Source organism: Ureibacillus chungkukjangi (assembly GCF_003217295.1).
GTDB lineage: Bacteria > Bacillota > Bacilli > Bacillales_A > Planococcaceae > Ureibacillus > Ureibacillus chungkukjangi.
In genome coordinates this window covers 51444-73865 of the sequence record NZ_QJTJ01000012.1, presented here as the reverse complement: position 1 = coordinate 73865, position 22422 = coordinate 51444, and the positions used below count along the sequence as shown (strand labels likewise).

The 22422-nt window shown below is 38.9% G+C and carries 31 protein-coding genes; 6 read left to right on the top strand and 25 right to left on the bottom strand.

Translation table 11 applies throughout. From position 1 onward, the window contains the following. Window positions 1–55: 55 nt before the first annotated feature. From tnpB to BJ095_RS10460, 3 genes are all read right to left on the bottom strand, one after another. Window positions 56–409, bottom strand: a complete 354-nt coding sequence (gene tnpB, locus BJ095_RS10470) for an IS66 family insertion sequence element accessory protein TnpB (RefSeq protein WP_061401031.1) — start codon at window positions 407–409, stop codon at window positions 56–58. Continuing rightward, entirely contained in the window at window positions 406–600 is a 195-nt protein-coding gene (locus tag BJ095_RS10465; protein WP_081102078.1) for a hypothetical protein, read from the bottom strand. Before BJ095_RS10465 ends, tnpB begins: the two co-directional genes overlap by 4 nt. Before the next feature lie 460 nt (window positions 601–1060). After that, a complete protein-coding gene (locus BJ095_RS10460) occupies window positions 1061–2101 on the bottom strand; it encodes a M14 family zinc carboxypeptidase (RefSeq protein WP_107933024.1) in 1041 nt (346 codons plus the stop codon). Window positions 2102–2434: 333 nt separating this feature from the next. Between BJ095_RS10460 and BJ095_RS10455 the strand changes: the two genes are divergently transcribed. After that, window positions 2435–2764 carry a BRCT domain-containing protein gene (locus BJ095_RS10455; protein ID WP_107933022.1) on the top strand — a complete coding sequence of 110 codons (330 nt, stop codon included), beginning with the start codon at window positions 2435–2437 and terminating at the stop codon, window positions 2762–2764. Window positions 2765–2796: 32 nt separating this feature from the next. Then, entirely contained in the window at window positions 2797–3099 is a 303-nt protein-coding gene (locus BJ095_RS10450) for a DUF3139 domain-containing protein (protein WP_146223214.1), read from the top strand. Window positions 3100–3140: 41 nt separating this feature from the next. On the opposite strand, the gene BJ095_RS10445 is transcribed toward BJ095_RS10450, so the two are convergent. The 13 genes from BJ095_RS10445 to BJ095_RS10390 all read right to left on the bottom strand — a co-directional run bounded on the left by BJ095_RS10445 (window position 3141) and on the right by BJ095_RS10390 (window position 11535). After that, the gene (locus BJ095_RS10445; RefSeq protein WP_107933019.1) at window positions 3141–3692 is read right to left on the bottom strand and encodes a hypothetical protein; all 552 of its coding nucleotides are present in this window, start codon (window positions 3690–3692) and stop codon (window positions 3141–3143) included. Between the two features lie 125 nt (window positions 3693–3817). Continuing rightward, window positions 3818–4159 (bottom strand): DUF4181 domain-containing protein, encoded by a 342-nt coding sequence (locus BJ095_RS10440; RefSeq protein WP_181418037.1) that lies wholly within the window; start codon window positions 4157–4159, stop codon window positions 3818–3820. A gap of 42 nt (window positions 4160–4201) precedes the next feature. Continuing rightward, the gene (locus tag BJ095_RS10435; RefSeq protein ID WP_107933015.1) at window positions 4202–4396 is read right to left on the bottom strand and encodes a hypothetical protein; all 195 of its coding nucleotides are present in this window, start codon (window positions 4394–4396) and stop codon (window positions 4202–4204) included. Window positions 4397–4457: 61 nt separating this feature from the next. Further along, the gene (locus BJ095_RS10430; protein WP_107933014.1) at window positions 4458–5057 is read right to left on the bottom strand and encodes a hypothetical protein; all 600 of its coding nucleotides are present in this window, start codon (window positions 5055–5057) and stop codon (window positions 4458–4460) included. 16 nt (window positions 5058–5073) lie between these two features. Continuing rightward, on the bottom strand, window positions 5074–5223 hold the full coding sequence (locus tag BJ095_RS19050; protein WP_181418036.1) for a hypothetical protein: 150 nt from the start codon (window positions 5221–5223) through the stop codon (window positions 5074–5076). 39 nt (window positions 5224–5262) lie between these two features. After that, window positions 5263–5553 (bottom strand): hypothetical protein, encoded by a 291-nt coding sequence (locus BJ095_RS10425; RefSeq protein WP_107933012.1) that lies wholly within the window; start codon window positions 5551–5553, stop codon window positions 5263–5265. A gap of 40 nt (window positions 5554–5593) precedes the next feature. Continuing rightward, on the bottom strand, window positions 5594–5821 hold the full coding sequence (locus BJ095_RS10420) for a DUF3953 domain-containing protein (RefSeq protein ID WP_107933010.1): 228 nt from the start codon (window positions 5819–5821) through the stop codon (window positions 5594–5596). Between the two features lie 164 nt (window positions 5822–5985). Continuing rightward, on the bottom strand, window positions 5986–7167 hold the full coding sequence (locus tag BJ095_RS10415; protein ID WP_107933008.1) for an acetyl-CoA C-acetyltransferase: 1182 nt from the start codon (window positions 7165–7167) through the stop codon (window positions 5986–5988). A gap of 16 nt (window positions 7168–7183) precedes the next feature. Further along, window positions 7184–7930 carry a 3-hydroxybutyrate dehydrogenase gene (locus BJ095_RS10410; protein ID WP_107933006.1) on the bottom strand — a complete coding sequence of 249 codons (747 nt, stop codon included), beginning with the start codon at window positions 7928–7930 and terminating at the stop codon, window positions 7184–7186. Between the two features lies 1 nt (window position 7931). Beyond that, a complete protein-coding gene (locus BJ095_RS10405) occupies window positions 7932–8879 on the bottom strand; it encodes a 3-hydroxyacyl-CoA dehydrogenase family protein (protein WP_107933004.1) in 948 nt (315 codons plus the stop codon). A 19-nt stretch (window positions 8880–8898) separates the two neighbouring features. Beyond that, window positions 8899–10209, bottom strand: coding sequence for a GntP family permease (locus tag BJ095_RS10400; protein WP_107933002.1), 1311 nt, complete (start codon window positions 10207–10209; stop codon window positions 8899–8901). Between the two features lie 20 nt (window positions 10210–10229). After that, entirely contained in the window at window positions 10230–10862 is a 633-nt protein-coding gene (locus BJ095_RS10395) for a 3-oxoacid CoA-transferase subunit B (protein WP_107933000.1), read from the bottom strand. After that, window positions 10849–11535: a CoA transferase subunit A gene (locus BJ095_RS10390; protein ID WP_181418035.1), complete on the bottom strand. Its 687-nt coding sequence runs from the start codon at window positions 11533–11535 to the stop codon at window positions 10849–10851. Before BJ095_RS10390 ends, BJ095_RS10395 begins: the two co-directional genes overlap by 14 nt. Window positions 11536–11633: 98 nt before the next feature. Here BJ095_RS10390 and BJ095_RS10385 point away from each other — a divergent pair, with 98 nt between their 5' ends. Then, window positions 11634–12233 (top strand): TetR/AcrR family transcriptional regulator, encoded by a 600-nt coding sequence (locus BJ095_RS10385; protein WP_107932997.1) that lies wholly within the window; start codon window positions 11634–11636, stop codon window positions 12231–12233. Between the two features lie 66 nt (window positions 12234–12299). On the opposite strand, the gene BJ095_RS10380 is transcribed toward BJ095_RS10385, so the two are convergent. The 5 genes from BJ095_RS10380 to BJ095_RS19045 all read right to left on the bottom strand — a co-directional run bounded on the left by BJ095_RS10380 (window position 12300) and on the right by BJ095_RS19045 (window position 16201). Beyond that, on the bottom strand, window positions 12300–13916 hold the full coding sequence (locus BJ095_RS10380; protein ID WP_107932995.1) for a thiamine pyrophosphate-binding protein: 1617 nt from the start codon (window positions 13914–13916) through the stop codon (window positions 12300–12302). 547 nt (window positions 13917–14463) lie between these two features. After that, window positions 14464–14598, bottom strand: a complete 135-nt coding sequence (locus BJ095_RS19410; protein ID WP_268968882.1) for a hypothetical protein — start codon at window positions 14596–14598, stop codon at window positions 14464–14466. Between the two features lie 86 nt (window positions 14599–14684). Then, on the bottom strand, window positions 14685–15290 hold the full coding sequence (locus BJ095_RS10375; protein ID WP_235867635.1) for a hypothetical protein: 606 nt from the start codon (window positions 15288–15290) through the stop codon (window positions 14685–14687). A gap of 41 nt (window positions 15291–15331) precedes the next feature. Further along, window positions 15332–15775: a hypothetical protein gene (locus tag BJ095_RS10370; RefSeq protein ID WP_235867634.1), complete on the bottom strand. Its 444-nt coding sequence runs from the start codon at window positions 15773–15775 to the stop codon at window positions 15332–15334. Between the two features lie 252 nt (window positions 15776–16027). Next, window positions 16028–16201, bottom strand: coding sequence for a hypothetical protein (locus BJ095_RS19045; RefSeq protein ID WP_181418034.1), 174 nt, complete (start codon window positions 16199–16201; stop codon window positions 16028–16030). A 156-nt stretch (window positions 16202–16357) separates the two neighbouring features. Between BJ095_RS19045 and BJ095_RS10365 the strand changes: the two genes are divergently transcribed. The 3 genes from BJ095_RS10365 (at window position 16358) to BJ095_RS10355 (ending at window position 18753) form a co-directional block, all read left to right on the top strand. Further along, on the top strand, window positions 16358–17137 hold the full coding sequence (locus tag BJ095_RS10365) for an alpha/beta fold hydrolase (protein ID WP_107932991.1): 780 nt from the start codon (window positions 16358–16360) through the stop codon (window positions 17135–17137). A gap of 225 nt (window positions 17138–17362) precedes the next feature. Next, a complete protein-coding gene (locus tag BJ095_RS10360) occupies window positions 17363–17767 on the top strand; it encodes an RrF2 family transcriptional regulator (protein ID WP_107932989.1) in 405 nt (134 codons plus the stop codon). Window positions 17768–17850: 83 nt separating this feature from the next. Beyond that, the gene (locus BJ095_RS10355) at window positions 17851–18753 is read left to right on the top strand and encodes an NAD(P)/FAD-dependent oxidoreductase (RefSeq protein WP_107932987.1); all 903 of its coding nucleotides are present in this window, start codon (window positions 17851–17853) and stop codon (window positions 18751–18753) included. A gap of 67 nt (window positions 18754–18820) precedes the next feature. On the opposite strand, the gene BJ095_RS10350 is transcribed toward BJ095_RS10355, so the two are convergent. The 4 genes from BJ095_RS10350 to miaB all read right to left on the bottom strand — a co-directional run bounded on the left by BJ095_RS10350 (window position 18821) and on the right by miaB (window position 22160). Further along, complete coding sequence (locus BJ095_RS10350; RefSeq protein WP_107932985.1) at window positions 18821–19570, bottom strand: hypothetical protein; 750 nt, start codon at window positions 19568–19570, stop codon at window positions 18821–18823. A 178-nt stretch (window positions 19571–19748) separates the two neighbouring features. Further along, the gene (locus BJ095_RS10345) at window positions 19749–20018 is read right to left on the bottom strand and encodes a hypothetical protein (RefSeq protein ID WP_107932983.1); all 270 of its coding nucleotides are present in this window, start codon (window positions 20016–20018) and stop codon (window positions 19749–19751) included. A 157-nt stretch (window positions 20019–20175) separates the two neighbouring features. After that, window positions 20176–20613 carry a RicAFT regulatory complex protein RicA family protein gene (locus tag BJ095_RS10340; RefSeq protein WP_107932981.1) on the bottom strand — a complete coding sequence of 146 codons (438 nt, stop codon included), beginning with the start codon at window positions 20611–20613 and terminating at the stop codon, window positions 20176–20178. Then, window positions 20613–22160, bottom strand: a complete 1548-nt coding sequence (gene miaB / locus BJ095_RS10335) for a tRNA (N6-isopentenyl adenosine(37)-C2)-methylthiotransferase MiaB (protein WP_107932979.1) — start codon at window positions 22158–22160, stop codon at window positions 20613–20615. The genes BJ095_RS10340 and miaB overlap by 1 nt, the downstream gene beginning before the upstream one ends. Between the last annotated feature and the right edge of the window lie 262 nt (window positions 22161–22422).

The window sequence follows — 22422 nt, the reverse complement described above, 5'->3', positions numbered from 1 at the left end:
ACCACATTCCGTTCAGTATAAGTTATGAATGATTATATCATTTAGATGAATTAATTTAAAAGACACCTTTTGCAGATTTTGAAATTGCCTTTGGCTGTTGAATCGATAATCCTTCTAACAGCCAACGAAGCTCCTGTTGTGAAAGGTTACGTACTTCATTTTCATTTTTTGGCCATTGCAGCTTGCCGTTATCTAATCGTTTATAAAGCATGGCGAAGCCATCGCCATCAAAGTATAGGCATTTATAACGATCCTTGCTCCATCCTGAAAACAGAAAGATGGAATCACTATATGGATCCAATTCAAATGAATCTTGAATGAGTGTTGCTAGACCGTCAATTCCTTTCCGCATATCCGTTTTGCCACAGATGATATATATGTTTTTTACACTTGTAAAATCATGTTTCATCGATTGCTCAACTCCCTCATGATGACTTGGATAATGTGCTCATCTACACCATTGAAGAAGGAAATTTCAACACCAGTTGCTTTAATCATGCAGTTTGGAGCATGGACTTGTGGTTGCGATGTTACAGATGAGAGGTTGTTAATAATAGGATCTAATGTCACAGGGACAATCGTTAATTTTGTGGTTGGCATAAAAGTGGCACCTCCTTGAATTGATATGTCTATCGTATCGGAGATGCCAAGATGTTTATATGCGTTATTTGATTACGGGCTTACTGAAAGACACTTTTCTTTGAATTCCTTTCCATACTGTCTTTCATCACTCTCATGAAAGACACTTTTCCAAGAGACTTTTTCAAACTGTCTTTCATCACTCCTATGAAAGACACTTTTCTTTGAATTCCTTTCCATACTGTCTTTCATCACTCTCATGAAAGACACTTTTCTTTGAATTCCTTTCCATCCTGACCTTCATACTCCTATTGAAAGATACTCAGACCGAGTATTATCTTTATTTCCTTCTATCAACTCGCACAATGACAAAAAAAGGATAGCAGAATCGCTATCCTTTAGAATTCTCGGGTTTTTTACTTGTCAAAAGGTACTCAGTTGTTTAGAGTGACGAAATAAAAACCTAAAGATTGTCCCCTTTTTATTCAGTCTCACGTATCGTTTGTGTAGCTAAAGTATCCCAGAAGCTGTAATCAACCGTTTCGATGGACCCATCTGCAATTGCACGTACTGTTGCGTCAAGTGTTGTGATGGTTTGCTTGATTAAGTAGCCGTTACTTTTTTGGCCAATGACACGCGAAGGGTCTTCGTGATCTGACATTCCACGCATTTCGAATAATAGCGTGGCAATATCGTACTGTACCGCGGCACCGTTTCGGCCAATGTTTTCTCCACTACCACCATTGTATTTTCCAATATGACCCCATCCAGTTGAATCCACTGCGTTAAATACAACGGCACCAAGTTTTTGGGATTTCTCTAGCACTTCCGGTTTTACATTTTCGTTCGTTGGATAAAGCATAGAGCCAGAAACGAGTTTTCCATCTCGCTCGTAATCTGTTCCTTGGTGATGCAAATCGATCATGTAATCGATATCATATTTTTGGAGAACATTTTCATGCAGCGCTTGAGTTTCAGGCTGGATTTTATCGACATGGTCACGGTTTAAGTCCGTCCCGACTGCATTATAGCGAGTTAGATGACGTCCTCCATCTGCAATATAATCTTCAAGAGAGAAATTCACATCTCCCATTGCCCCATCCGCATTGAGCATCGGTACTATCAGGATATTCACATTCTCAAGAACGCCCTTTGTTTTATTTGTGCCGAGATGCTTGATAAATTCCAGGGCACCCTCTGTTGTTAATTGTTCGTTCCCATGCTGCTGCGTTAAAAAAAGAACGGTCGGATTACTTGGGTCTGTAATATATTTTGCCAAATAGATATCTCGTTTTTTGACCGTTTGCCCAATTACCTCAAGCTGTAGTGCGTCTTGCTTGGCATCCTGCTTTTTCAGATACTCTACCATTCCGTCGTAAGTATACAAGTTAGAGGTTTGGATGGATTCATTTCCACCATAGCTTGGACCATTTCCTACCGCCAAAGCCGTTGATGCAGCTGGAGTTATAACTCCTAAAGCTAATATTCCCGTGACAGATAGTGCGATAATCTTCTTCTTCATTTGACCCCTCCATATTTTCGTAATATTAAAACTATTCACTCTTTAAGAATATCTAGCAGACTGTCGAAAGTATATAGAGGGATACTATCAATTATTCGCCATGATAGTTAGTCAAAACATCACAAAATTTCGCGTTTAATCTAGATATTATGGAAGATTTCATTTGGAATCTCGCCACTTTTGGCAATAATTCAGCCACTTTTAACAATAATCTAGCCACTTTTTGTCGAAATCTAGCCACTTTCTTTTATAATCTAGCATCTTCCAAGTGCGACCACTTTTTATGATAAAATAGATTAATCATTACGGCCGATTCACTCAAGGAGAAGTTATATGAACGAAAATATAGACAACATAGAGGTTATTCAGTTTTCTAACCCGGCACAGCAATTAGTACATCCCTTTTCTAATAAACAAATTGTTTTTACGGGAGCTCTTTCCACTATGACACGTGTTGAGGCTGCGAAAAAGGTGCGCGCTTATGGAGGGGTTTTGCAAGGGGCTGTTACAAAGGAAACGGATTTTGTTATTCTTGGGGACAAACGCCGCGGGGTTAGCTCCAAGCAATTAAAGGCCGAGCAGCTGATAAGCCTAGGCGTGGACATTCAAATTATGCTCGAAGAAGATTTTCTTTGGGTTTTATCGATGAAAATAGAAAAGTAGTATCAGCTTCCACTTTAACAAAGGAGAATTCTATGAAAAAATTTTTGATTATTGTTGGGTTATTAGTTACCCTTGGAGGAAGTGTTTTCGGTTTCATAATCTATCAAAAAAACAATCTAGAAAATGCTGTAGTCGACTATTTAATATCTGAAGAGAAAATTGCAAAATCCAATATTATTACTAGTGAAGCCTTTATCGCAAATTTAAGTGGGGCAAGAAATTATATGGTAAGTGTAAAGTTGAAAAATGATGATAAAAGTTATCTTTACTACAGAGAAAATGGCAAAATTCATCTAGAATCCTATACAGAAAACGGAAGAGGGTTTGTTCAGTAAATAGAAAAGCGCTTAACCCACTTACAGGGAAAGCGCTAAAATCAGTATAGAGACTGCTGTGTATTTTCGTTTACTACGTCCGATGTTTCTAACACTTCGATACCTGTCCAAATATCTGTTAAGGTTTTCTTTCCGTTTGTAAGGAAGAATACAATCCCATCGATCCCTAAATAAAATATATAGAGAGCAATTGGGAAAAGTAGGTAATCATAGTCCATATTATTCCCTCGATGATAGGCATAAATAAATATAAAAAGACCCGCGATACCGTTTCTTATAAACCACCATGTAAACAATCGAAGCTTACCGGAATTTCCAAGCATTAAACCGTTCAATTTGTATCCCCATGTTAAGGTGAATTTGAAGTTTACACCAAGTGACGTCACCACAAACGCTAAAAAACCTAATAGCAGCAAACCATTTATAATTGCTGATAAAATCGGATTCCATGTTTCTCCGTAGCTTGCAACGAAAGGCAAGAATAGTAAAGTTATAACTGCTATAACTAGAAACGCTAGAATTGAAAGAATGATACAGAAAGCTATTGAAAGTAGAAAGTCTATTACAAAGCCACGTATACGTCTCACTTTCACATGACCACCTCCTACTAATATTTTACAATAGGACTCTGTGAATTAAAGGGTCTTTCTTCATAATACTTACGATTCAATTTAAAATTTCATTGCATAAAGAATAGGCAGTTTAATATAATTATCCACTAAAACATAAACATAAAAATATAAATTAGGCCAATCATTAACACCACTAGCGAAACCACATACTCCTTTGACTCCCTCAGAAACGTCCACTCCATGATTGCATGAAAACCTACTGCTAGTATAAGAAAAAATAACCAAAACCATCTCATGGTATTTGCTTCTAGAATGTCAAAAATAAAGAAAATACTACAGAGACCAATGATTGCAATTACGATTAATCCCCCTATTTGAATATATTTACCCTCAGTTTCAGAAACTTTTCTTCTATTATTTCCAAGAATTAATTTACTAAGAATGGCATTCGCAATACTGACAATCAATACTAAAAAACCAGCTGTCATCCCCATTTTAGCCCTCCCTCTATAATATTCCGGTTGATGAAGTTAGTCTTCCTTCGTACTCCCAAACATCCTTATCCCAAGCGCTCCCACAGAAAGCGTAACTATTATGACTGTGACAAAAAACATAGTTTCTCCTGTTGTAAAAAGGGTTTGTCTTTTTAGGTAGAACCAAACTATTTCCACAATCAGTATAAATACCCAAAGTAAAAAGGCTGCTTTTGTTTTTTCTCTATCCATTTTTCCACCTCATTCTCAATTTCTTTCACTTGCACAAGTTCCTCTTCAAATAAAATCGATTTTACCTATCTTCCGAAATCACATTATTGTAATCTATCTCCAAAAAGTAGATTGCTTCGCTTAGGGCATCATAAAAGAATAGGCTGAACTCCTTATCTCTAAATAAGAAGACTTCTATTTGCTCGTCGTTATTTTGATAGGCCTCATAAATTCGGTGGTTTCCGTTGATGCAATAAGGTTTATCGTTCGTTAGATATTTGCTTTGAAGTACCATTACAGGGTTTTTATGATTTGGTTTTATGCGATTTGGATCCTTATTGATGTTGCCCTGGTCGACAGCTTCAATAATTTTTGAGGGAGAGAAACTAACCGGTTGAATTCCTTTTGCCTTAATAAGTGCAGTGGCACCGTCAATATCCAAAGCATATTCAAAAACGCCAGTTGGAAATTCAGCGTATAATGAAAATGTCTCCTGACCAATCGGATGAATTACAGGATAGGCTTCATGAATTCGAGTTTCCTTTAGGAGCTCAAGCCATTTCACCGCAGCCTCTGCCCCATAGCTGGATTTCTGCTCCATCTCTTGAATACGGGAAATAAAATGCTGATAGGGGTTAAAATTTTGGTAGGTTTTTTCATAGAATTCAATTTTACTTTCCAACTTTAGCCCCCTCCTATCACAGCTTTCTTTTCAAATATTCTATTTCAGCTAAAATTTTTTCATTTTGAGCTTTTAATTCCTCATTCTGCTTCCTTATCGCGTGTCCATCAAATAACAGAACGAACATTATTATCATAAAGATAAGATACATAATAAACCCAGCCATAGCGCTACCGCCTTCCAAATTACTTCTTTGTTTTAGAGTTCAAATAACCCAAAACATACCTAAAACTATTAACCAGCTAAATAGTGTGATACCAAAAATGAAATTTTTCATTTTATTTCTTTTGTCTTTAGTAAAGCTATTTATGTACTGACGAATTCCTAAACCAATCGAAAAACTAACAATGATAAGTAAAAGTAAAACTATTATAAAATTCACATTGGGGAATGTTTCGTTTAATATACTGACAAACAAACTATTCAGCCCAAAATATAAAAGTAGAATTAATGCAATTCCATAACAACTTAAAAACAAGATTCTATTTTTAGCCATTTAAGTCTCCTTCACTATCCAACATAAAGAAATGTTGCTGTTAACTAAAAAATATATAAACACAAACAAAAATACAAAACCCCGCCGATAGGAAAGACAAATATGCATTCAGTTTATGCTTTTCTTGATATTCAGTAATGCCTGAGACTAAAGTGGTTAACCCAAGAAATAATAGAAGAATCGGGATTGTTCCAAATTCATCAGTCCATAAACTATATCCTGCTATCGCAAACACGATAATACATAAAATTATTTTTAGAAGCTTCATAACGATTCCTTTTCCATCCTTTTTGTATATTCACCTCCAATTTTAACATAAATATCCAATCTGAAGTGCCCAAATCAACCTTTTTTTACTAATAACTCGTTCAAATAAAAAAAGACGCATTTCCTAAGAAACACGCCATTTAATAGAAACTTATTTAAATCCTACTATACATTCGGATTCTCTAGTAAGATAGCAATTCCTTGACCGCCACCGATGCACAGGCTTGCTATGCCATATTTGACACCTTGTTTTTGCATTTCTAATGCGAGGGAGTAGGTGATGCGAGCACCACTTGCACCTACTGGATGGCCAAGTGCTACTGCACCTCCGTTGACATTTACTTTTTCTTGGTCGATGCCTAGCTCTTTTACGACTGCTAAAGACTGGGCGGCGAAGGCTTCATTGAGCTCGAATAGGCCAATGTCTTCTAAGGTTAAATCCGCTTTTCTTAATACGTTACGAATGGCTGGAGCTGGACCGATTCCCATAATTGTTGGGTCGACTCCTGCTGTTGCTGAAGTGACGATTTTAGCTAATGGGTTTAGCTGGTTCTCCTTTAAGAATTCTTCTGATACAACGACGACCGCTGCTGCGCCATCATTAATCCCACTGGCATTGCCTGCTGATACCGTTCCATCCTTTTTAAAGGCCGGCTTTAATTTGGCTAAGCCCTCCATCGTAATCTCTTCACGGATATGTTCGTCCGCTGTCACTTCAACTATGCCTTTTCTTGTCTTCACCGATACAGGTGCAATTTCTTCGGCAAAACGACCGGAGCGGCTTGCTTCTGCCGCACGTTTATGTGAATTATAGGAAAACTCGTCTTGTTCTTCACGGGAAATTCCATATTTAACAGCCAGGTTTTCAGCAGTCATTCCCATACCGCAGCCTGCAACCTCGTCATACAAAGTAGCCCAAAGCATATCCTCAACAAGAGGGGCTTTATTCGGTGAACCAAAGCGTGTACCGCGTAATACTTGCGGTGCCTGGCTCATGTTTTCTGTACCACCAGCAACTAATGCATGAGCATTTCCAAGCTCAATTTCCTGCGCAGCTGAGACAATCGCCTGTAAGCCCGACCCACATAGGCGGTTGACCGTAAGTGCTGTACTTTCTTCCTTCAATCCACTTTTTAAGCCAATATGGCGTGCCAGATAGGCTGATGAGCTTGTTGTATGGATAATATTGCCGAATATAATTTCATCGATTTGTGCTGCTTCCACACCTGATCGCTGCAATGCTTCTTTTACAGCGACAACCCCAAGCTCAATATCTGTTGTGTCTGCAAATGCTCCACCAAATTTGCCAAATGCCGTTCTGCTGCCGTTTACAATATATGCTGTCATCTGTTTCATCCTCCCTTTACATTCCACCTGATACACTTAACGTTTCGCCTGTTATTCCTTTTGCGTGCTTCGAGGAAATGAAGTATACCCCATCCGCAATTTCTTCTGCAGTGATAAAGCGCTGCATCGCTTGCTTTGGATAGACAATTTCATTCAATGCTTCCCCTTCAGTCATTCCCCTGCTTTCTTCAAGATCCTTTAGCTGCTTCACTAGTAAAGGTGTTTTTACGGGGCCTGGCAGTACAGCATTTACTGTAATCCCATGCATCGCCCCTTCAAGCGCTGCAACGCGAGTTAATCCAATCACACCATGCTTAGCTGCTACATAGGCGACTTTCTCTGGTGTTGCCAGCTCCCCATGGACAGAGGAAATATTGACAATCCGTCCATGCTGCTGCTTTTTCATATAAGGAAACACATATTTCGTCATTAAGAAGGGGCCCTTTAGCATGACATTTTGCAGTAAGTCCCACTTCTCTTCTGGAAAGTCCTCTATTTTCGCACGATATTGGATACCGGCATTATTTACGAGAACATGAAGCTCATTTTCCTTGCAAATATAATCTATTACACTTTTAACAGAATCTGAGTTGGAAACATCCAGCTCAATTGCCTCTACCTTCCCTGGATAAATTTGTGCCACTGACTGTGCATTTTCCAGATTTAAATCTGCTGCAAAAACATAATCTCCTTCCTCAACAAACTTCTTAACCATCGCTGATCCGAGTCCGCCTCCAGCACCTGTTACTAAAATATTACGCATCCTAGTTTCCCCCTTGTACTTTGTCGAATGTTTTTAGTTGTTGGATTAATGAACGATCTCGCTCGATTACATAGTGATCCAAGCCTTTTCCTGGATATTCAAAGAACCCCTTTGAAGCCTTAACTCCTAGATGACCTTGTTCTGTTTTCTCCTTAATAACGCTAAAGGAGCAAACATTAGATTCAATCTCAGGCTGTAATTGCTCCATTACAATGTCCCAAACATCTAATCCCCCAAAATCCATAATCTTCAGTAGGCCACTTGTCGCGAATCGAAAGCCAGGTCCTGCAAATATTGCACTCTCTAAATCTTTCTCGGAAACAACTCCCTCTTCCAATAACGATAATGCTTCGCGCGCCAAGGCGGTTTGTATGCGGTTTGCCACAAGACCTGGCTTCTCTTTTCGAACTTCAATTGTGACCTTGCCCACTTTTTCCATAAGTGCATTCACTTCATCATAGCTCTCCTGATTTGTTTCAGGTCCTTTTAAAAGCTCCACAAGCGGGACGATATGTGCCGGGTTAAAAAAGTGAGTTAGCATTACTTGATCCTTATGCTTTTCTACATCGCGAATGATGTCTGTAAGCTTCAAGCTTGATGTATTGGATGTCAGGATGGCATGCTCAGCACAAATTTCATCTAGCTGTCTAAAAATCTTCTGTTTTAGTTCGAGGTTTTCCGTTGCAGATTCAATGACTAAGTCACAATCAGCTACCTCCTGAATGGATGTTGAAAGTGTTAGTCTATCAAAAATCCCCTCATCTGAATCCTTAAACGATTTCTCTTCTTCACGAAAAATGGTTAGGTATGTTTTTATCTTTTCCTTTGCTAAATTCAACGATTCTTCTTTAATATCCTGCAAGACTACAGGAATTCCATTGGTGATAAATTGAAAGGCAATCCCAAAACCCATTGTTCCTGCTCCAATTACTCCAACTTTTTGTATCATCCTTTTACCTCCTTGAATTCTAGTAGAATAAAACTGCTGCTATTAGCATTGGGATACTTGCAATCAATGGTGCAACTACACAAGTGGCAAATACATGCTTGTAAGCGTCTTTATGCGTTAGCTTTGATGCAACCAATATTGTGATTACTGCTCCATTATGCGGCAGTGAATCCAATCCGCCTGCGGCAATGGCAGCTACTCTGTGCATGGCATCCGGGTTTAGTCCAAGCTTCAGGTAAGTTGAGGATAACGCTTCCATCGCTATCCCAAGACCACCACTTGAGGACCCTGTTATTCCGGCAAGTGCGGTTGTTGCCAGGAAAAGCGAAATAAGTGGACTGCCTGGAATATCCGTCATAATCTCGCTGAAAATACCGAAGCCCGCTGTAATGGCAATAACAGATCCATAACCAACGTCAGCACTTGTGTTGATGATCGGTAGGACGGCAGAGACGGCGCCATCATTAATCGAATCTTTTTTGATCGCGATGTGTTTCCAAAACAATACAACCGTTAGTACAACAACACCCATTAGCGTGTAAACAATTTCCACCTTAAAAATATTCAATAAGACCAGTAACGCAATCGGCGGAATAAAGCTTACCCATACATTTGGCAATACACGACCTTCAAAGTGATCCTTAATGCCTCCATCACTATCTTTATCTGGATTTGTCATAGCTGCATAGGTTTCCTTGCGTTGTTCTGAGCGTCTTAGAGCAAACTTCATATACCAAAGGTTAATGGCAAGGACAAATACCGTTGCAATAATCCCAAGTAAAGGAGCTGCCGTCACAGTTGTGTCAAGATACTTTGTGGGAATAATGTTCTGCACAGAAGGTGTCCCCGGCAGCATTGTCATGGTGAAGGTTCCAATACCGGTAAAAAAGGGTGCCATGAATAGATGCCATGGAATATCCAATTCCTTGAATAATGGCTTTGCGATAGGCAATACGGCGAATATTACAACGAATAAACTTATACCGCCATACGTTAAGAACGCACAAATAATCATTATCGCTACCAGCACTTTATATTTACTATTCTTACCTATGAGCCTTAGTAAAAGGTTGGCGATTTGGCGAGCTGCACCACTATCATCCATCAGCTTTCCAAACATCGCTGCAAATAAAAAGATGAGGAAGTATTTCTGAACATAGCCGATAAATCCTGTCATATATGCCCCTTGGAACGTCTCCAAAATCGGCAAGCCATTTGTTACCATTACGAACAAACTTACAACGGGAGCAATGATGATAATACTAAATCCTCTTAAAGCCAAAGTGATTAATAGAATTAATGAAATACCTATCGAGATTAAACTCCACATACCCTTCCACCCCCACTATTCTATTTTTGTTTTAACGGCAGCCCAATTCGTTCCTTTAGCTCCTCAAATGATAAATCACCATAGATATCGTCTATGAATATATCACTCTCCTGGAAGGTGAAGCTCGCATATTCTGTCACAAATTGCTCAACACGACGTTCACCACTAGAGTCCAGTGTCAATGATTCTACTAATTTAGGAGAGCCATCCTTTGTAAAGAGAGTACTGGCTACGATTACTTTCTTTGCTCCGGCTACTAAATCCATTGCACCGCCAACACCTAAAATTGGTTGATTAGGCACGGACCAGTTTGCTATCTCGCCATAACGGTCAACCTCGAGGGTACCCAAAACTGCTACATCAATATGATTTCCCCTGATCATCCCAAATGAGAAAGCGCTGTCAAAAAAGGAAGCTCCCGGCATAATAGTTACTGTCGCCTTCCCCGCATCTATCAAATCGATATCTACTTCATCCTCATTTGGTGGCGGCCCCATCCCGAGTAAACCGTTTTCTGTCTGAAGATATACTTTTTTATCACCAATATATTTAGATACGAGTGTTGGAATGCCGATTCCAAGATTTACTACGTCGCCATCTTTTAGCTCCTGTGCTATACGCTTTGCGATGATTTCTCGACTATCTAAATTCAACGTAAGCACCTCCTTGCTTTGTGTACTTGCTTTCAATTACATAATCGACATAGATATGTGGTGTTACGATTTCTTCAGGATTCAATTCTCCTATTTCAACAATTTCATCTACCTCTACAATTACTGTCTCTGCAGCGGTAGCCATTAATGGGTTAAAGTTTCTAGCAGTTGTATGATAGACTAGATTTCCTGCTTTATCGGCCTTCGATGCTTTGATGAGAGCAATATCCCCCTTGATGGCCTTTTCAAATAAGTAACGAACCCCATCAATTTCGCGAATTTCCTTGCCTTCAGCCAGTCTTGTTCCTACAGCAGTCGGTGTATAAAAGCCACCGATTCCGGCACCACCGCAGCGGATGGCCTCTGCCAAGGTTCCCTGCGGCAATAGACTAATATCCAATTCTCCCTTTGACCAAGCGATAACTGCCTCTTTGTTAATGGTGAAAAAAGAGCCAATTGCTTTAGTGATTTTACCTGCTTCAAAAACCTTATGAAGCCCCTTCCCATCATCCCCCAAATTATTGCTCACAATTTCATAGTTCCCTGCTTCAAATTTTGCTAAAGCATCCAATAACGTTAATGGTGTACCTGAAATTCCGAACCCCCCTACGAGCAATCGCATATTATCCTTGAATAGTGACGCTAATTCCTCTACATTCCTTAGTTTCTCCATTTCCATCCCCCTTTGACCAGACTGTAGTCTAATGTTATAATTATATTAACTGAAAAATATAAAAATTCCAACAAAAAAATTATATTTAAGGAGAAAAAATGGTTAATTTAGAGAATAAAACGGCAAAAGGGATTCAAACCCAGCTTCACATCATGGAGGTTGCAATCGGTTTATTTAAAAAACATGGCTATGATAACGTCTCGGTCGATCGAATTGTAAAGGAAAGTAAAACGTCCAAGGGCTCCTTTTATCAGCATTTCCCTTCTAAATCCAGTATTTTCATGAATCGTTTTATGGAATTGGATGAGCGATATATAAAAATATACGAGGAGCTAAAGCCACAATATCCTACGGCAATAGAAAGATTGGAAGCCTTTTGCTATGAAGTGCTTCACTGCATCGAGGAGGATATGGGGAAAGAGCTGATGCGGGTCATTTATTCCGCCGCAATTATTAGTAATGAGCATACGTTTTTTACAAACGAGGACCGCAAGCTCTATATAATTCTTCGAGAGATTATTGAGGATGGGATAAAGGATAACTCTATCAAAAACATTGAATCTACCTATATTTTTTATAAAATACTTGTACAAAGCATACTGGGAGCCATATACTTCTGGGGGCTACAATTAGATAATAATAAACTGGAGTATTTAGGGAGGCCGCTTATTAAACAGCTCATTATGAGCATTCGATAAGAATGGCGATTGCCCATAAAAAAGTGGTGACCGACTATTCCAAGCTAGTTCGATCACCACCGTTTTTTATTCAGTTTCTGGGAAGAATACCTGGGCCGTGCTGATATCTACTAGAGTCGGCGCATTCGTATTGAGTGCTTGTTCTAGCAGCGATTCAAGCTCTGTGTCTGACTCTGCACGGAAACCTTGCCATCCACAGGCCTCTGCTAATTTTATAAAATCAGGGTTGGTTAAATCGACCCCAATCTCCTTCTTGTTTTCAGCCTGGATTTTGTCCCGTTCCATTTGCAGAGACTCATTATTTAAGACAACGACTGTAATGTTGAGCTTATAGCGGGTAGCTGTCAATAAATCAGCAAGTACCATTTGAAGTCCACCGTCTCCCACAATTGCTACTACCTGCTTTTCAGGCTTCGCAAGCTTCGCTACCATAGCGGCTGGAAGTCCAAAGCCCATTGTACGCCAATAGCCAGAGAATAATACAGATTGCTCCTTTTGTCGGAAGATACGATTCGTCCAGACAGTATTATCACCTGTATCAAGGGCAAGAATTGCATCGGCTGCAACTGTTCGGTCAAGGGCGCGGATTATTCGCGCTGGATGAACAGGGAAGCCTTCCGTACTGCCTTCCTTCTCATTTTGAGCCGCCCATTTTTCTTTTACTTCCAGGCAACGATTGACCCAATCCTCTGAACGAGAGAATCCCTGAAGACTCTCCGTCAAGAATGGCAGGACTTCTTCTGTTTTGCCCGAGATTCCGAGCTCTGTTGGAATATCTTTTACAAATTTATCGAATTGACGGTCAATCTGGATGATTCGTGCATTCGTTGGGACATACCCTTCTGGCCACCAAGTCGAACCGGCAAGAAGCACCACATCCGCCTGTTTAAACAATTCAGCAGCATGTGGATTACCACCCTCCCCAATCCCTTGTAAAATATACTTGGAGGACTCATCGAACAATCCCTTTCCTCCCAAGCTTACAAGAATGCCGGCTCCCCACAATTCAGCAAGCTTCTCTAGCTCCTCTGTAACAGAGGTCGCCCCGGAACCAGCAAGTATCATTGGTCGCTTCGCTGTTTTCATGATTTCTGTTGCCTTTTTTAAGCTTTCCTTTGTGAAGACGGCAGGACCCTCAATCACTTCCGGTAACGCGCGCGGCTTTCCAGTAGCAGGCTTCAAGAAAATATCCTTAGGAACAGATATATGCGACACAACCCGCTGTCCAAGCGATGTTCGCGCCGCTTTCTGAAGCACGGCAATCGTCGCGTCCGGACTTGCTAGATTAGCTGAATACGTAGCAAAAGGACTCATCAGCTCCTGCTGGTCAACATATTGCTGATATTCCGTGCCAATTTTATCAGTCGGGGCCTGTCCAGTAATTGCGAGCACTGGCGCTCTGTCTGCATATGCATCACCGAGCCCATTCAGCAAATTGGCTGCACCTGGCCCCATCGTTGCGGTACAAACACCAAGCCCACCTGTTAGCTTCGCCTCCGCGGAAGCCATAAAAGCAGCTGTCGACTCATGCTTTACGGCAATATATTGAATTTTCTCCTGCTTAGCCAGTGCATCGATAAGCCCAATAGTCGCATCACCCACAACACCATAAATCCGTTTTACCCCAAACATCGACAATTGCTCCACCATCAACTCAGCAACCGTTTGTTCTGTCTTACCCATTTACTATGAACCTCCTCGTTAGATCTTTTGCCCCACCAGGCATAAAGCATCCTTTAATTTGCGTTCATACTATTTTTTCCCCAAATAGCGCCGATTAATCCTCATTTTCCCAAAGGAATGGGAGGATGTTTTTTTGGTTGTTGGGGTGAGGTTGGTTGGAATGGATTTTATGGGGGAATCTGGGGAATTTGTGGAGAGCGAAGTGAGGATAAGGGGAATTTTTCCTGTTAAGGCTTGGGGAGTGTGGAATTGGAGCTGAAATAGAGGGAGATTTTTCCGTTATTGTATGTGATGAGTAAATTTGAAGCTGAAATAAGAGGAGATTTTTCCGTTATTTTTGTAGAGAGCCTCTTTGAAGCTAATATAAGGGAAGGTTTTTCCGTTATCCGCTTAAAATAAGGCTAAATTATGTGATTTTATCCAAATAACAGGAAATTCTTCCTTTATTTTCATGAAATTATGGGTAGCTGGCAAAATAAGCGGAAATTTCTCCGTTAATCCAGTGACGAGAAGCTTTGAAGAGTTGAAATAGGAGGAGATTTTTCGGTTATTGAATGTGGAGAGCCTCTTTGAAGCTAATATAAGGGAAGTTTTTTCCGTTATCCGCTTTAAATAAGGCTAAATTATGTGATTTTATCCAAATAACAGGAAATTCTTCCTTTATTTCCACTAAATCATCCACATTTCCAATTTAACCGAAAATTTTCCCGTTATTTCAATTTTATAAGTAGCTCCCCCAAGTACTCTTCCCTTATCTCCACCCCGAGCTTACTGATGAACTATTTGCAATTTAATTAATGCAATGATTTTTTCGTCATTTCCAGGTTCAATAGACACTTGCTTAGTATTTTCAATTATATCCTTGTAGAAATCTTCCCCGGCCGGATAGTTACCATCCCACCGTAATGGCACGTTGTATACATTAATGGTTCCATCCCCATTTCCACTATAAGTGACGGACCCATCTACTAAACGAGAACCGGCTAGCTGGATCACATCTTCTGGATAGTTGGCACTTGTTTCATCATCAGGATTGATAGGTACACCAGCTGAAATCTTACGAACATTCAATTCATCGATCTCTTGGTTTGGTCCAAGCTGTAACCAAACTCGTGCATATTCAATTTGTTCACTAGAATATTGGGATAGTAATTTTTTGCTATCTTCATTGTCGTCATTCACGTCACTATTTTCAGAAACAACTGGATTTGTAATAGCAGTGGAAATTTCACTCGACGATGAATTTTCCGATGATTCTTTATTCACTTCCGACCGATTCTGATCCGAAGTCTTTTCTGATGAATTTCCACAGGCAGCCGAGATGACCATTACTCCGAGTAATAAGGATGTAACAAAAATTTTATTCTTCTTCAACTTTAAAACTCCATTCCTACAAACCAACCATCTTAAAATAGTTAGCTTAATTTAACTTCACCTGTATTTTTAAGCGATCTCATCCATTTCAATGCTCGCTCAGCTATTAGGAAACCAATAATACCTCTAATAATATTTATTAACAAAATAATTACTATTGGAATAATCGTCATGCCTCCAATAACCAAGCCCATTTTACCAAATAAATTGTGAATTAATTCAACGCCAATACAAGTGAGAGTGACGATTGAGAATGCTTTAAGGCTATTTTTTATTTTGAAAAGAACGGATAGGTATATTCCCAAAGGTAATAAAATTACGAGATTATAAAAGATAGCCGAATAACTAAAAGTAGAAATGTTGAAATGCATTATATCGAATAGGCCAAACCAAGCCCCTTCATAAATGAATGTGCTTTGACTATCAGCAGGGTCGATAAGTGGAAGTGTAATACCTCCAAACTTGATTTGAATTAAACTTAACAAATAAAATAGAAAACTATATAGAAGGATTCTATTTAAATTACTGCTTTTCGATTTTCTAAAATAGTCCAGAAATATATCTATAAATATGTAACTCAGTAAAAGTATGAACCCATAATCTACAATATTGTAGATTATATATGTAGATGACACAAAATTACCTCCTAAATGCCCTCACCAGATTTCCTTATTATACCAAAAAACTTTATAAAAAAAACACTCTTCTACATTAGAAAAGCGGTCAATAATTAATTATTATGCAAGGAAATTTTTAAAAAGATCAACGGTTAAAACCAATGTTAAAAGGCAACCAAAGGAAGTTAATAGTATCGTTTTTCGATTGTTTTGCTTTTCTTTCGGTTTATTGAATTCGTTAATTTGTATAAACCACACTGCCATCGTGATAAGGGCTAATATCCCCATTGTCAAAACGCTCACCTCCGAAATGCTATTCTTGCTTATTATTTTAACACAATTCCTCATAAGGTTATAATACATTAAACATTCATTAGATCGTTGATTAAATGAAACTTTTCATTCATTCAGAGCGTAGCATTTATAAAGCTATAAAAAGAGGTGAAATAATTGTCGTTACGTTATCAGGAATATGGGGATAAAAGTGCATCTCTAATGTTTTTTTTACATGGAGGTGGGGTTAGTGATTGGATGTGGGATAAACAAATTGAATACTTTACGCATTATCATTGTATAGTTCCCACTCTACCTGAACATGGATTAAACAATTTTGAAAATAAGTTTTCTATAAAAGATAGTGCAGAAGAATTAATTAAATTAATCGAAGAAAAATCCGGAGGAAAGAAAGTAGTCGTTATTGGATTTTCATTAGGCTCTCAAGTAATTATTCAGCTGTTAAGTATGAAGCCAGATTTAATCGATTTTGCAATCATAAATAGTGCGTCAGTCAGACCCCTTTCATTCGCTAAAAAATTTGTGAAACCAGCTATAACCTTAACCTTTCCGTTAATCAAACAAAGGTGGTTTTCCAAACTACAAGCAAAAACATTATATATAAGTGAAAGCTACTTTGAAAAATATTATAAAGAAAGCTGTCAACTAAAGCCCGAAACGCTAGTAAGAGTATTGAAAGAAAACATGTCATTCGAACTACCTAAAGACTTTAGAAATGCATCAGGAAGAATACTGGTAACTGTAGGTGAAAAGGAAAAGGCAATCATGAAGAAGTCTGCAAAAGATATTGTAGCAGCAAATTCAAATAGTATTGGTCTCCTATTACCTAATATCGGACATGGAGTAACTTTAGCAACACCAGACTATTTTAATCTGCTGGTAGAAACATGGATAAATGATGGAAATGTACCAAATGACTGTAAAGTGATAGGTTGATATTGGGTGCTGCTGAGGTGAGGATGCACGTAAAACGTCCCTAAAAAAGGATTCATATTAACCATCTAATTCCTGAAAGAAAACTTATTCTCAGCCACTATGAGAAAAAGAATTGTTATAACAGCGTATTTTATCCTAAGTAAGCCCCCTCTCCAAACCAAGTACTTGCCTTTAAAAACCTAAGTTGATATTATAGACACATTAAGTCTACAATTAGGTGATATTATGAAGTTAACGAAAGCAACGAATTATGCGCTTCACACCATGATGTTTTTAGCTGCGAACCCGCCTAATGCGCATATAGGTGTGGCCAAATTGGCTGAACAGCAGGATGTTTCAACAACCTATTTATCTAAAATACTTACAAAGCTTGTCAAGTCGGGGATGGTTGAGTCTGTTTCGGGTGCGAATGGTGGCTATAAGCTAAAAGCTGGGTGGGAAAAGCTTTCTATACTGGATGTTATTAATGCTATTGAAGGGTTGACCCCTATTTTTGAATACTGTCACAGTCATAATCCGGATTGTTTAATTCAGAAGGCAATCGAATCGGCTGAGGCAAAGCTTTTACATGAATTGAATCAAACACTTATCGTTGATCTTGCTAACAAAATGAAGAAGACATCTATTTAATTATTGATGTCTTTTATGTTTACTTCAATCATAGATATTATGACTCTATAATATACATTAAAAATCAGGAGGAGAGATTAAGAATGGAAAAATTTGATTGTGTTGTAGTTGGTGCAGGACCTGCTGGATTAAGTGCTGCATTAACTTTAGGGCGAGCCCGTAGAAAGGTGGCCGTCCTGGATAATGGAAGAAATCGAAACCGTGTTACGCAAGAGTCACATGGTTTCTTAACAAGGGATAATATTAAACCACAAGAATTTAAAGATATAGCAATAAAAGATTTAGAGCCATACCCTTCTGTATCAATTTCAAATGAAACGGTGCAAGAGATAACTAAGGATACTGAGACGAATCTATTCTTAGTTACGTCAGACAACAAAACCTATCTAACTGAAAAAATATTGTTAGCAACAGGTGTACAGGAGGAATTTTCCTTAGCGCAAATTAGACAATATTACGGCAAAAGCTTATACAGCTGCCCATATTGTGATGGCTGGGAGCTGAGAGACCAGCCCTTAGCTATCGTTGCTGAAAATGAAGATCACCTGCTTCATATGACTAAATTGGTTTTTAACTGGTCGAAGGATTTAATCGTTTTCACTAATGGTCATCAAATATCTGATAATACGCGAAATACATTTGAAGGCAAAAAGATTCAAGTCTATACAGATATGATTAAAAGCTTGCATGGAGAGAATGGGAACTTGGAAAGCATTGAATTAGAATCCGGTGAAGCCATCCCAAGAAATGGCGGCTTTGTAATTCCAAGCTTTTATCGCCCAAATAAATTCGCCGAGCAATTAAATTGTGAAGCGGATGAAAACGGAGGTATTATCACAGACGGTTTTGGACGTACAACAGTAAATGGCGTCTACATTGCAGGTGAGACAGAAAAAGTCGGTCCCTCTTCCTTGATGATTGCTGCAGCTGACGGCTTTAAGGCAGCTACCGGCATAAATATGGATTTAACGTTGGAAAGATTTTAAGGTGTAAGCTAATAAGGCACTTTCCTTTTTTCCACGGAAAGTGCCAAATTGTTAATTCTAATCCCATTTATTTAAATGTTACAAGCCAATCCAGTGTTTGGTCACCGAAATCTGTCATTGTATAAACGATGTTCTGCTTTTGCCATTTGGCTAGACTGCCGCTATCTTCTGCATCAACATGCAAATGACCATATTGCTTTGGAATTGGCAGCATATTCGTTTCCAGGAATTCTACCGTTTCTTTTGCTGTTGCCAGGCTTTCCTCTGATTTTTCTGTTGTTGAACGAGCGGTGATAGCCCAGCGCCCTTCATTCCAGCTTGTAAATAAGGACCCTGCTCCTCCATCCTGATAACCTGTGATGCCATGCCCTAAATCCACAGGTTCTCCATCAGCGAATACGGTTTGATCAATCTCTTCACCTGCAGCATCTGCTGTTTCATATTTAGTAATTACTAAATTTCCGATCAATTGACCAGATTTCTTTACATTCGGATCATTTATAGGTAGCTCTTGATCTGTTTCATAAAATTCGTAGGTTACTTCATTCTCCTCTGAAGATGTGATAGCAGTTAAATGCTTCCCTTCTGTGACAGGAAAATCCGTTGGTAATTTCACTTCCCAATCGCTTGGAATTGCACTTTGAAGGCTTTTTGGATCTGCTTCACTTGAATCAGCTTCAACAGATTCTTCATTTTCTTTCCCTTGTTCTCCCTGATCCTCTGCTGCTTCAACTTCTTCTACGATCTGTTCGTCAGTTTGCGGCTGCACTTCTGTTTCATCAGTTCCACAAGCAGTCAATACCACAGCGATGACCATCAGACCTATTAGTTTTTCCAGAAAAATTCCTCCTTTTTTTTGATTATATATTTTTTTTGCTATTTTCAGATTATTTGTAGTAACAAATTGCCCGGTTTTCTAGTTCCTAAACCTTGTTTTTGCTAGAAATTCAAAACTTCTGGTAGCACACCTCACGCGGTAAGGGCTGGAACCTTAATTAACCTATCGTCTTCTTAATTATAGAGATGAGATGATCCCTTTTGATAAAATTATGTCGATATTGGAAGAAAGCATCATTAAATTGATTGATTTCTAGCCAATGCTCCTCTTGACCTCCAAAGGATTTCACGATGAGTTTTTCTGTACGGATAATTACTTCCTCTAAGAATTGATTGCCCTTTACACTGCTTACCATTTGAAGAGTCTCATTCATCGTTTGCTCTTTTTTGATTAATAAATCATAAAGGCCAAATAATTCATCTATCATATACTCACTTCTCTCTCTTTTTGGCTTCTTGTTTTATTTTTCCCTCTCCCAACAATTAAAAAACTCATAATTTGGAGGTAGATACAAAACAAAATAGAAAACCCCTACAAACCATAGAGGATGTAGGGGTTCTCGAGCATTTCATCTTATTTAAATCTTATGAACAGCTTCCTGGTTCGCTGTTGCGCACTTTTGAGCCTGTTTCACCTTTAAGAATGTCGCCACCAGTTGATTCAACGATTTCATTTGTTACGCTATTAGCGATTGCGTTTGAAACTAATTGTAATAAATTGTTTACGTCCATTTGTGATTGCTTGAACTGTTGCACGATTGGTGTTTCATCGATTTCTTCTTCGATTTTCGCGATTTTGCCTTCAACTAATTTTACAGCTTTTTCTTTACCTAAATGTTGGAAATTTACCACTTGTTTTTGTAAAGTTTTAAGGCTCGCAATTTTTTCACGGATGTTTTGATTTTCATTGATTTGCTCTTCAGCTTTTTTGAAAAACTCCACTTCCTCCGTGTTAGCAATCATATGTGCGATTTCTTTTGCTTTTTCTACGATTTCATCTTTTGTGTAAACTTTAGTTGTCATTATACTTCCACCTCATGTCGATGTACGACCTCTACAAACTCACCACGTAGGGAGTAAGATTTCGCCTCGAGTATTTTTACTTTTACAATGTGGCCCACTAATTCTTTAGGACCGTCAAAGTTAACTAATCTATTTTTTCGTGTGTAACCAGCAAGTACGTCATCACGTTTTTTACTGCTACCTTCTACCAACACTTCAACTACTTGCCCTTCAAGTGGCTTCAATCCGGCAGCCGAGAACTCTTCTACCACCGCATTTAATCGGTGTAGACGCTCCTTTTTCACTTCCTGAGGAACATTATCAATCATTTTCGCAGCCGGTGTACCTTCACGAGGAGAATAAATATAAGTGAAGGCCATTTCAAATCCAACCTCACGATACAAATCAAGTGTTTCTTGGAATTGCTCCTCTGTTTCATTCGGATATCCCACAATGATGTCAGTTGTTAATGTTACATCAGGAATAGCTACCTTGATTTTACGAACTAATTCTAGGAAGTGCTCACGTGTATATTTACGAGCCATGATTTTCAGAATATCATTCGAGCCTGATTGCACAGGTAAGTGAATGTGCTCCACAAGGTTTCCGCCTTTTGCTAGCACCTCGATTAAATGATCGTCGAAGTCTCGCGGGTGACTCGTTGTGAAACGGATACGCGGAATATCAATCTTGCGCAGCTCGTCCATTAAATCACCAAGTCGGTATTCAATATCCTCAAAGTCTTTCCCGTAAGCATTAACGTTTTGACCTAACAGCATTATTTCCTGATAGCCCTGAGCTGCCAACTCACGCACCTCTTGAATAATCTCATCTGGACGTCGACTGCGCTCTTTCCCTCGTGTGTATGGAACGATACAGTATGTACAGAATTTATCGCAGCCGTACATGATATTCACCCAAGCCTTAATGGCACCATTACGTTGCTTTGGAAGGTTCTCAATTACGTCCCCTTCCTTCGACCAAACCTCGATCACCATTTCCTTGGACATGTAAGCTTCTTTTAAAATGTTCGGTAAGCGGTGAATATTATGTGTACCGAAAACCATGTCTACATGTTGATATGTTGTTAAAATTTTATTTACAACCGACTCTTCCTGTGACATACAGCCACAAACGCCGATTAACAATTCAGGATTTTGACGCTTATATTTTAATAGGTAGCCAAGCTCACCAAATACTTTATTTTCAGCATTTTCACGAATTGCACATGTGTTTAATAGAACAACATCTGCCTCTTCTATTCTGTCAGTAGGTTCATACCCAAGCTGCATGAAAATCCCAGCCATTACCTCAGAATCATGCTCGTTCATCTGACATCCGTATGTACGAATGAAAAACTTACGCCCATTGCCCATACGTAAAAACTCTTCATCAATATCGAAATCCTTGTGGTACTTTACTTCCTCTTTCCCACGCTTTTTCGCATCTTTCAAAGAAGGAGCTGTAATCACTCGTTCGAAATATTGGCTATAATCTTTTTCAGGCTTAGCACTCTTAGGCTTTGGTTGATTCACTTGCTGACTCGCTAATCGTTGTTCCTCATTCATTGAATCTTAGAAACTCCTTTCAAGATTGGTTTCATACATTCGAACTCCATTTAAATATTATAACTAATTATAGGTAGAAAGAACAATAACGTGTATTAAAATTATAATTTATTTTTGAATTGGAAGAAATATGAGATGAACATCTGCTTGGAGTGCGAGTTGGCGGGGGTTTAGAGGTGTGTGATGTAAGTTTCGGGCTGGGGGGAGTTAACGAATTTGTCACAATGAGGGGTTGGGGGTGGTGTGTGTTTACTGCTTTGCT

What these genes read in the sequence shown, in the direction of transcription:
- tnpB (WP_061401031.1), bottom strand. Translation starts at nt 409, where the DNA reads ATGAAACATGATTTTACAAGTGTAAAAAACATATATATCATCTGTGGC.
- BJ095_RS10465 (WP_081102078.1), bottom strand. Translation starts at nt 600, where the DNA reads ATGCCAACCACAAAATTAACGATTGTCCCTGTGACATTAGATCCTATT.
- BJ095_RS10460 (WP_107933024.1), bottom strand. Translation starts at nt 2,101, where the DNA reads ATGAAGAAGAAGATTATCGCACTATCTGTCACGGGAATATTAGCTTTA.
- BJ095_RS10455 (WP_107933022.1), top strand. Translation starts at nt 2,435, where the DNA reads ATGAACGAAAATATAGACAACATAGAGGTTATTCAGTTTTCTAACCCG.
- BJ095_RS10450 (WP_146223214.1), top strand. Translation starts at nt 2,797, where the DNA reads ATGAAAAAATTTTTGATTATTGTTGGGTTATTAGTTACCCTTGGAGGA.
- BJ095_RS10440 (WP_181418037.1), bottom strand. Translation starts at nt 4,159, where the DNA reads ATGACAGCTGGTTTTTTAGTATTGATTGTCAGTATTGCGAATGCCATT.
- BJ095_RS10435 (WP_107933015.1), bottom strand. Translation starts at nt 4,396, where the DNA reads ATGGATAGAGAAAAAACAAAAGCAGCCTTTTTACTTTGGGTATTTATA.
- BJ095_RS19050 (WP_181418036.1), bottom strand. Translation starts at nt 5,223, where the DNA reads ATGGCTGGGTTTATTATGTATCTTATCTTTATGATAATAATGTTCGTT.
- BJ095_RS10425 (WP_107933012.1), bottom strand. Translation starts at nt 5,553, where the DNA reads ATGGCTAAAAATAGAATCTTGTTTTTAAGTTGTTATGGAATTGCATTA.
- BJ095_RS10420 (WP_107933010.1), bottom strand. Translation starts at nt 5,821, where the DNA reads ATGAAGCTTCTAAAAATAATTTTATGTATTATCGTGTTTGCGATAGCA.
- BJ095_RS10415 (WP_107933008.1), bottom strand. Translation starts at nt 7,167, where the DNA reads ATGACAGCATATATTGTAAACGGCAGCAGAACGGCATTTGGCAAATTT.
- BJ095_RS10410 (WP_107933006.1), bottom strand. Translation starts at nt 7,930, where the DNA reads ATGCGTAATATTTTAGTAACAGGTGCTGGAGGCGGACTCGGATCAGCG.
- BJ095_RS10405 (WP_107933004.1), bottom strand. Translation starts at nt 8,879, where the DNA reads ATGATACAAAAAGTTGGAGTAATTGGAGCAGGAACAATGGGTTTTGGG.
- BJ095_RS10400 (WP_107933002.1), bottom strand. Translation starts at nt 10,209, where the DNA reads ATGTGGAGTTTAATCTCGATAGGTATTTCATTAATTCTATTAATCACT.
- BJ095_RS10390 (WP_181418035.1), bottom strand. Translation starts at nt 11,535, where the DNA reads ATGGAGAAACTAAGGAATGTAGAGGAATTAGCGTCACTATTCAAGGAT.
- BJ095_RS10385 (WP_107932997.1), top strand. Translation starts at nt 11,634, where the DNA reads ATGGTTAATTTAGAGAATAAAACGGCAAAAGGGATTCAAACCCAGCTT.
- BJ095_RS10380 (WP_107932995.1), bottom strand. Translation starts at nt 13,916, where the DNA reads ATGGGTAAGACAGAACAAACGGTTGCTGAGTTGATGGTGGAGCAATTG.
- BJ095_RS10360 (WP_107932989.1), top strand. Translation starts at nt 17,363, where the DNA reads ATGAAGTTAACGAAAGCAACGAATTATGCGCTTCACACCATGATGTTT.
- BJ095_RS10355 (WP_107932987.1), top strand. Translation starts at nt 17,851, where the DNA reads ATGGAAAAATTTGATTGTGTTGTAGTTGGTGCAGGACCTGCTGGATTA.
- BJ095_RS10350 (WP_107932985.1), bottom strand. Translation starts at nt 19,570, where the DNA reads ATGGTCATCGCTGTGGTATTGACTGCTTGTGGAACTGATGAAACAGAA.
- BJ095_RS10345 (WP_107932983.1), bottom strand. Translation starts at nt 20,018, where the DNA reads ATGATAGATGAATTATTTGGCCTTTATGATTTATTAATCAAAAAAGAG.
- BJ095_RS10340 (WP_107932981.1), bottom strand. Translation starts at nt 20,613, where the DNA reads ATGACAACTAAAGTTTACACAAAAGATGAAATCGTAGAAAAAGCAAAA.
- miaB (WP_107932979.1), bottom strand. Translation starts at nt 22,160, where the DNA reads ATGAATGAGGAACAACGATTAGCGAGTCAGCAAGTGAATCAACCAAAG.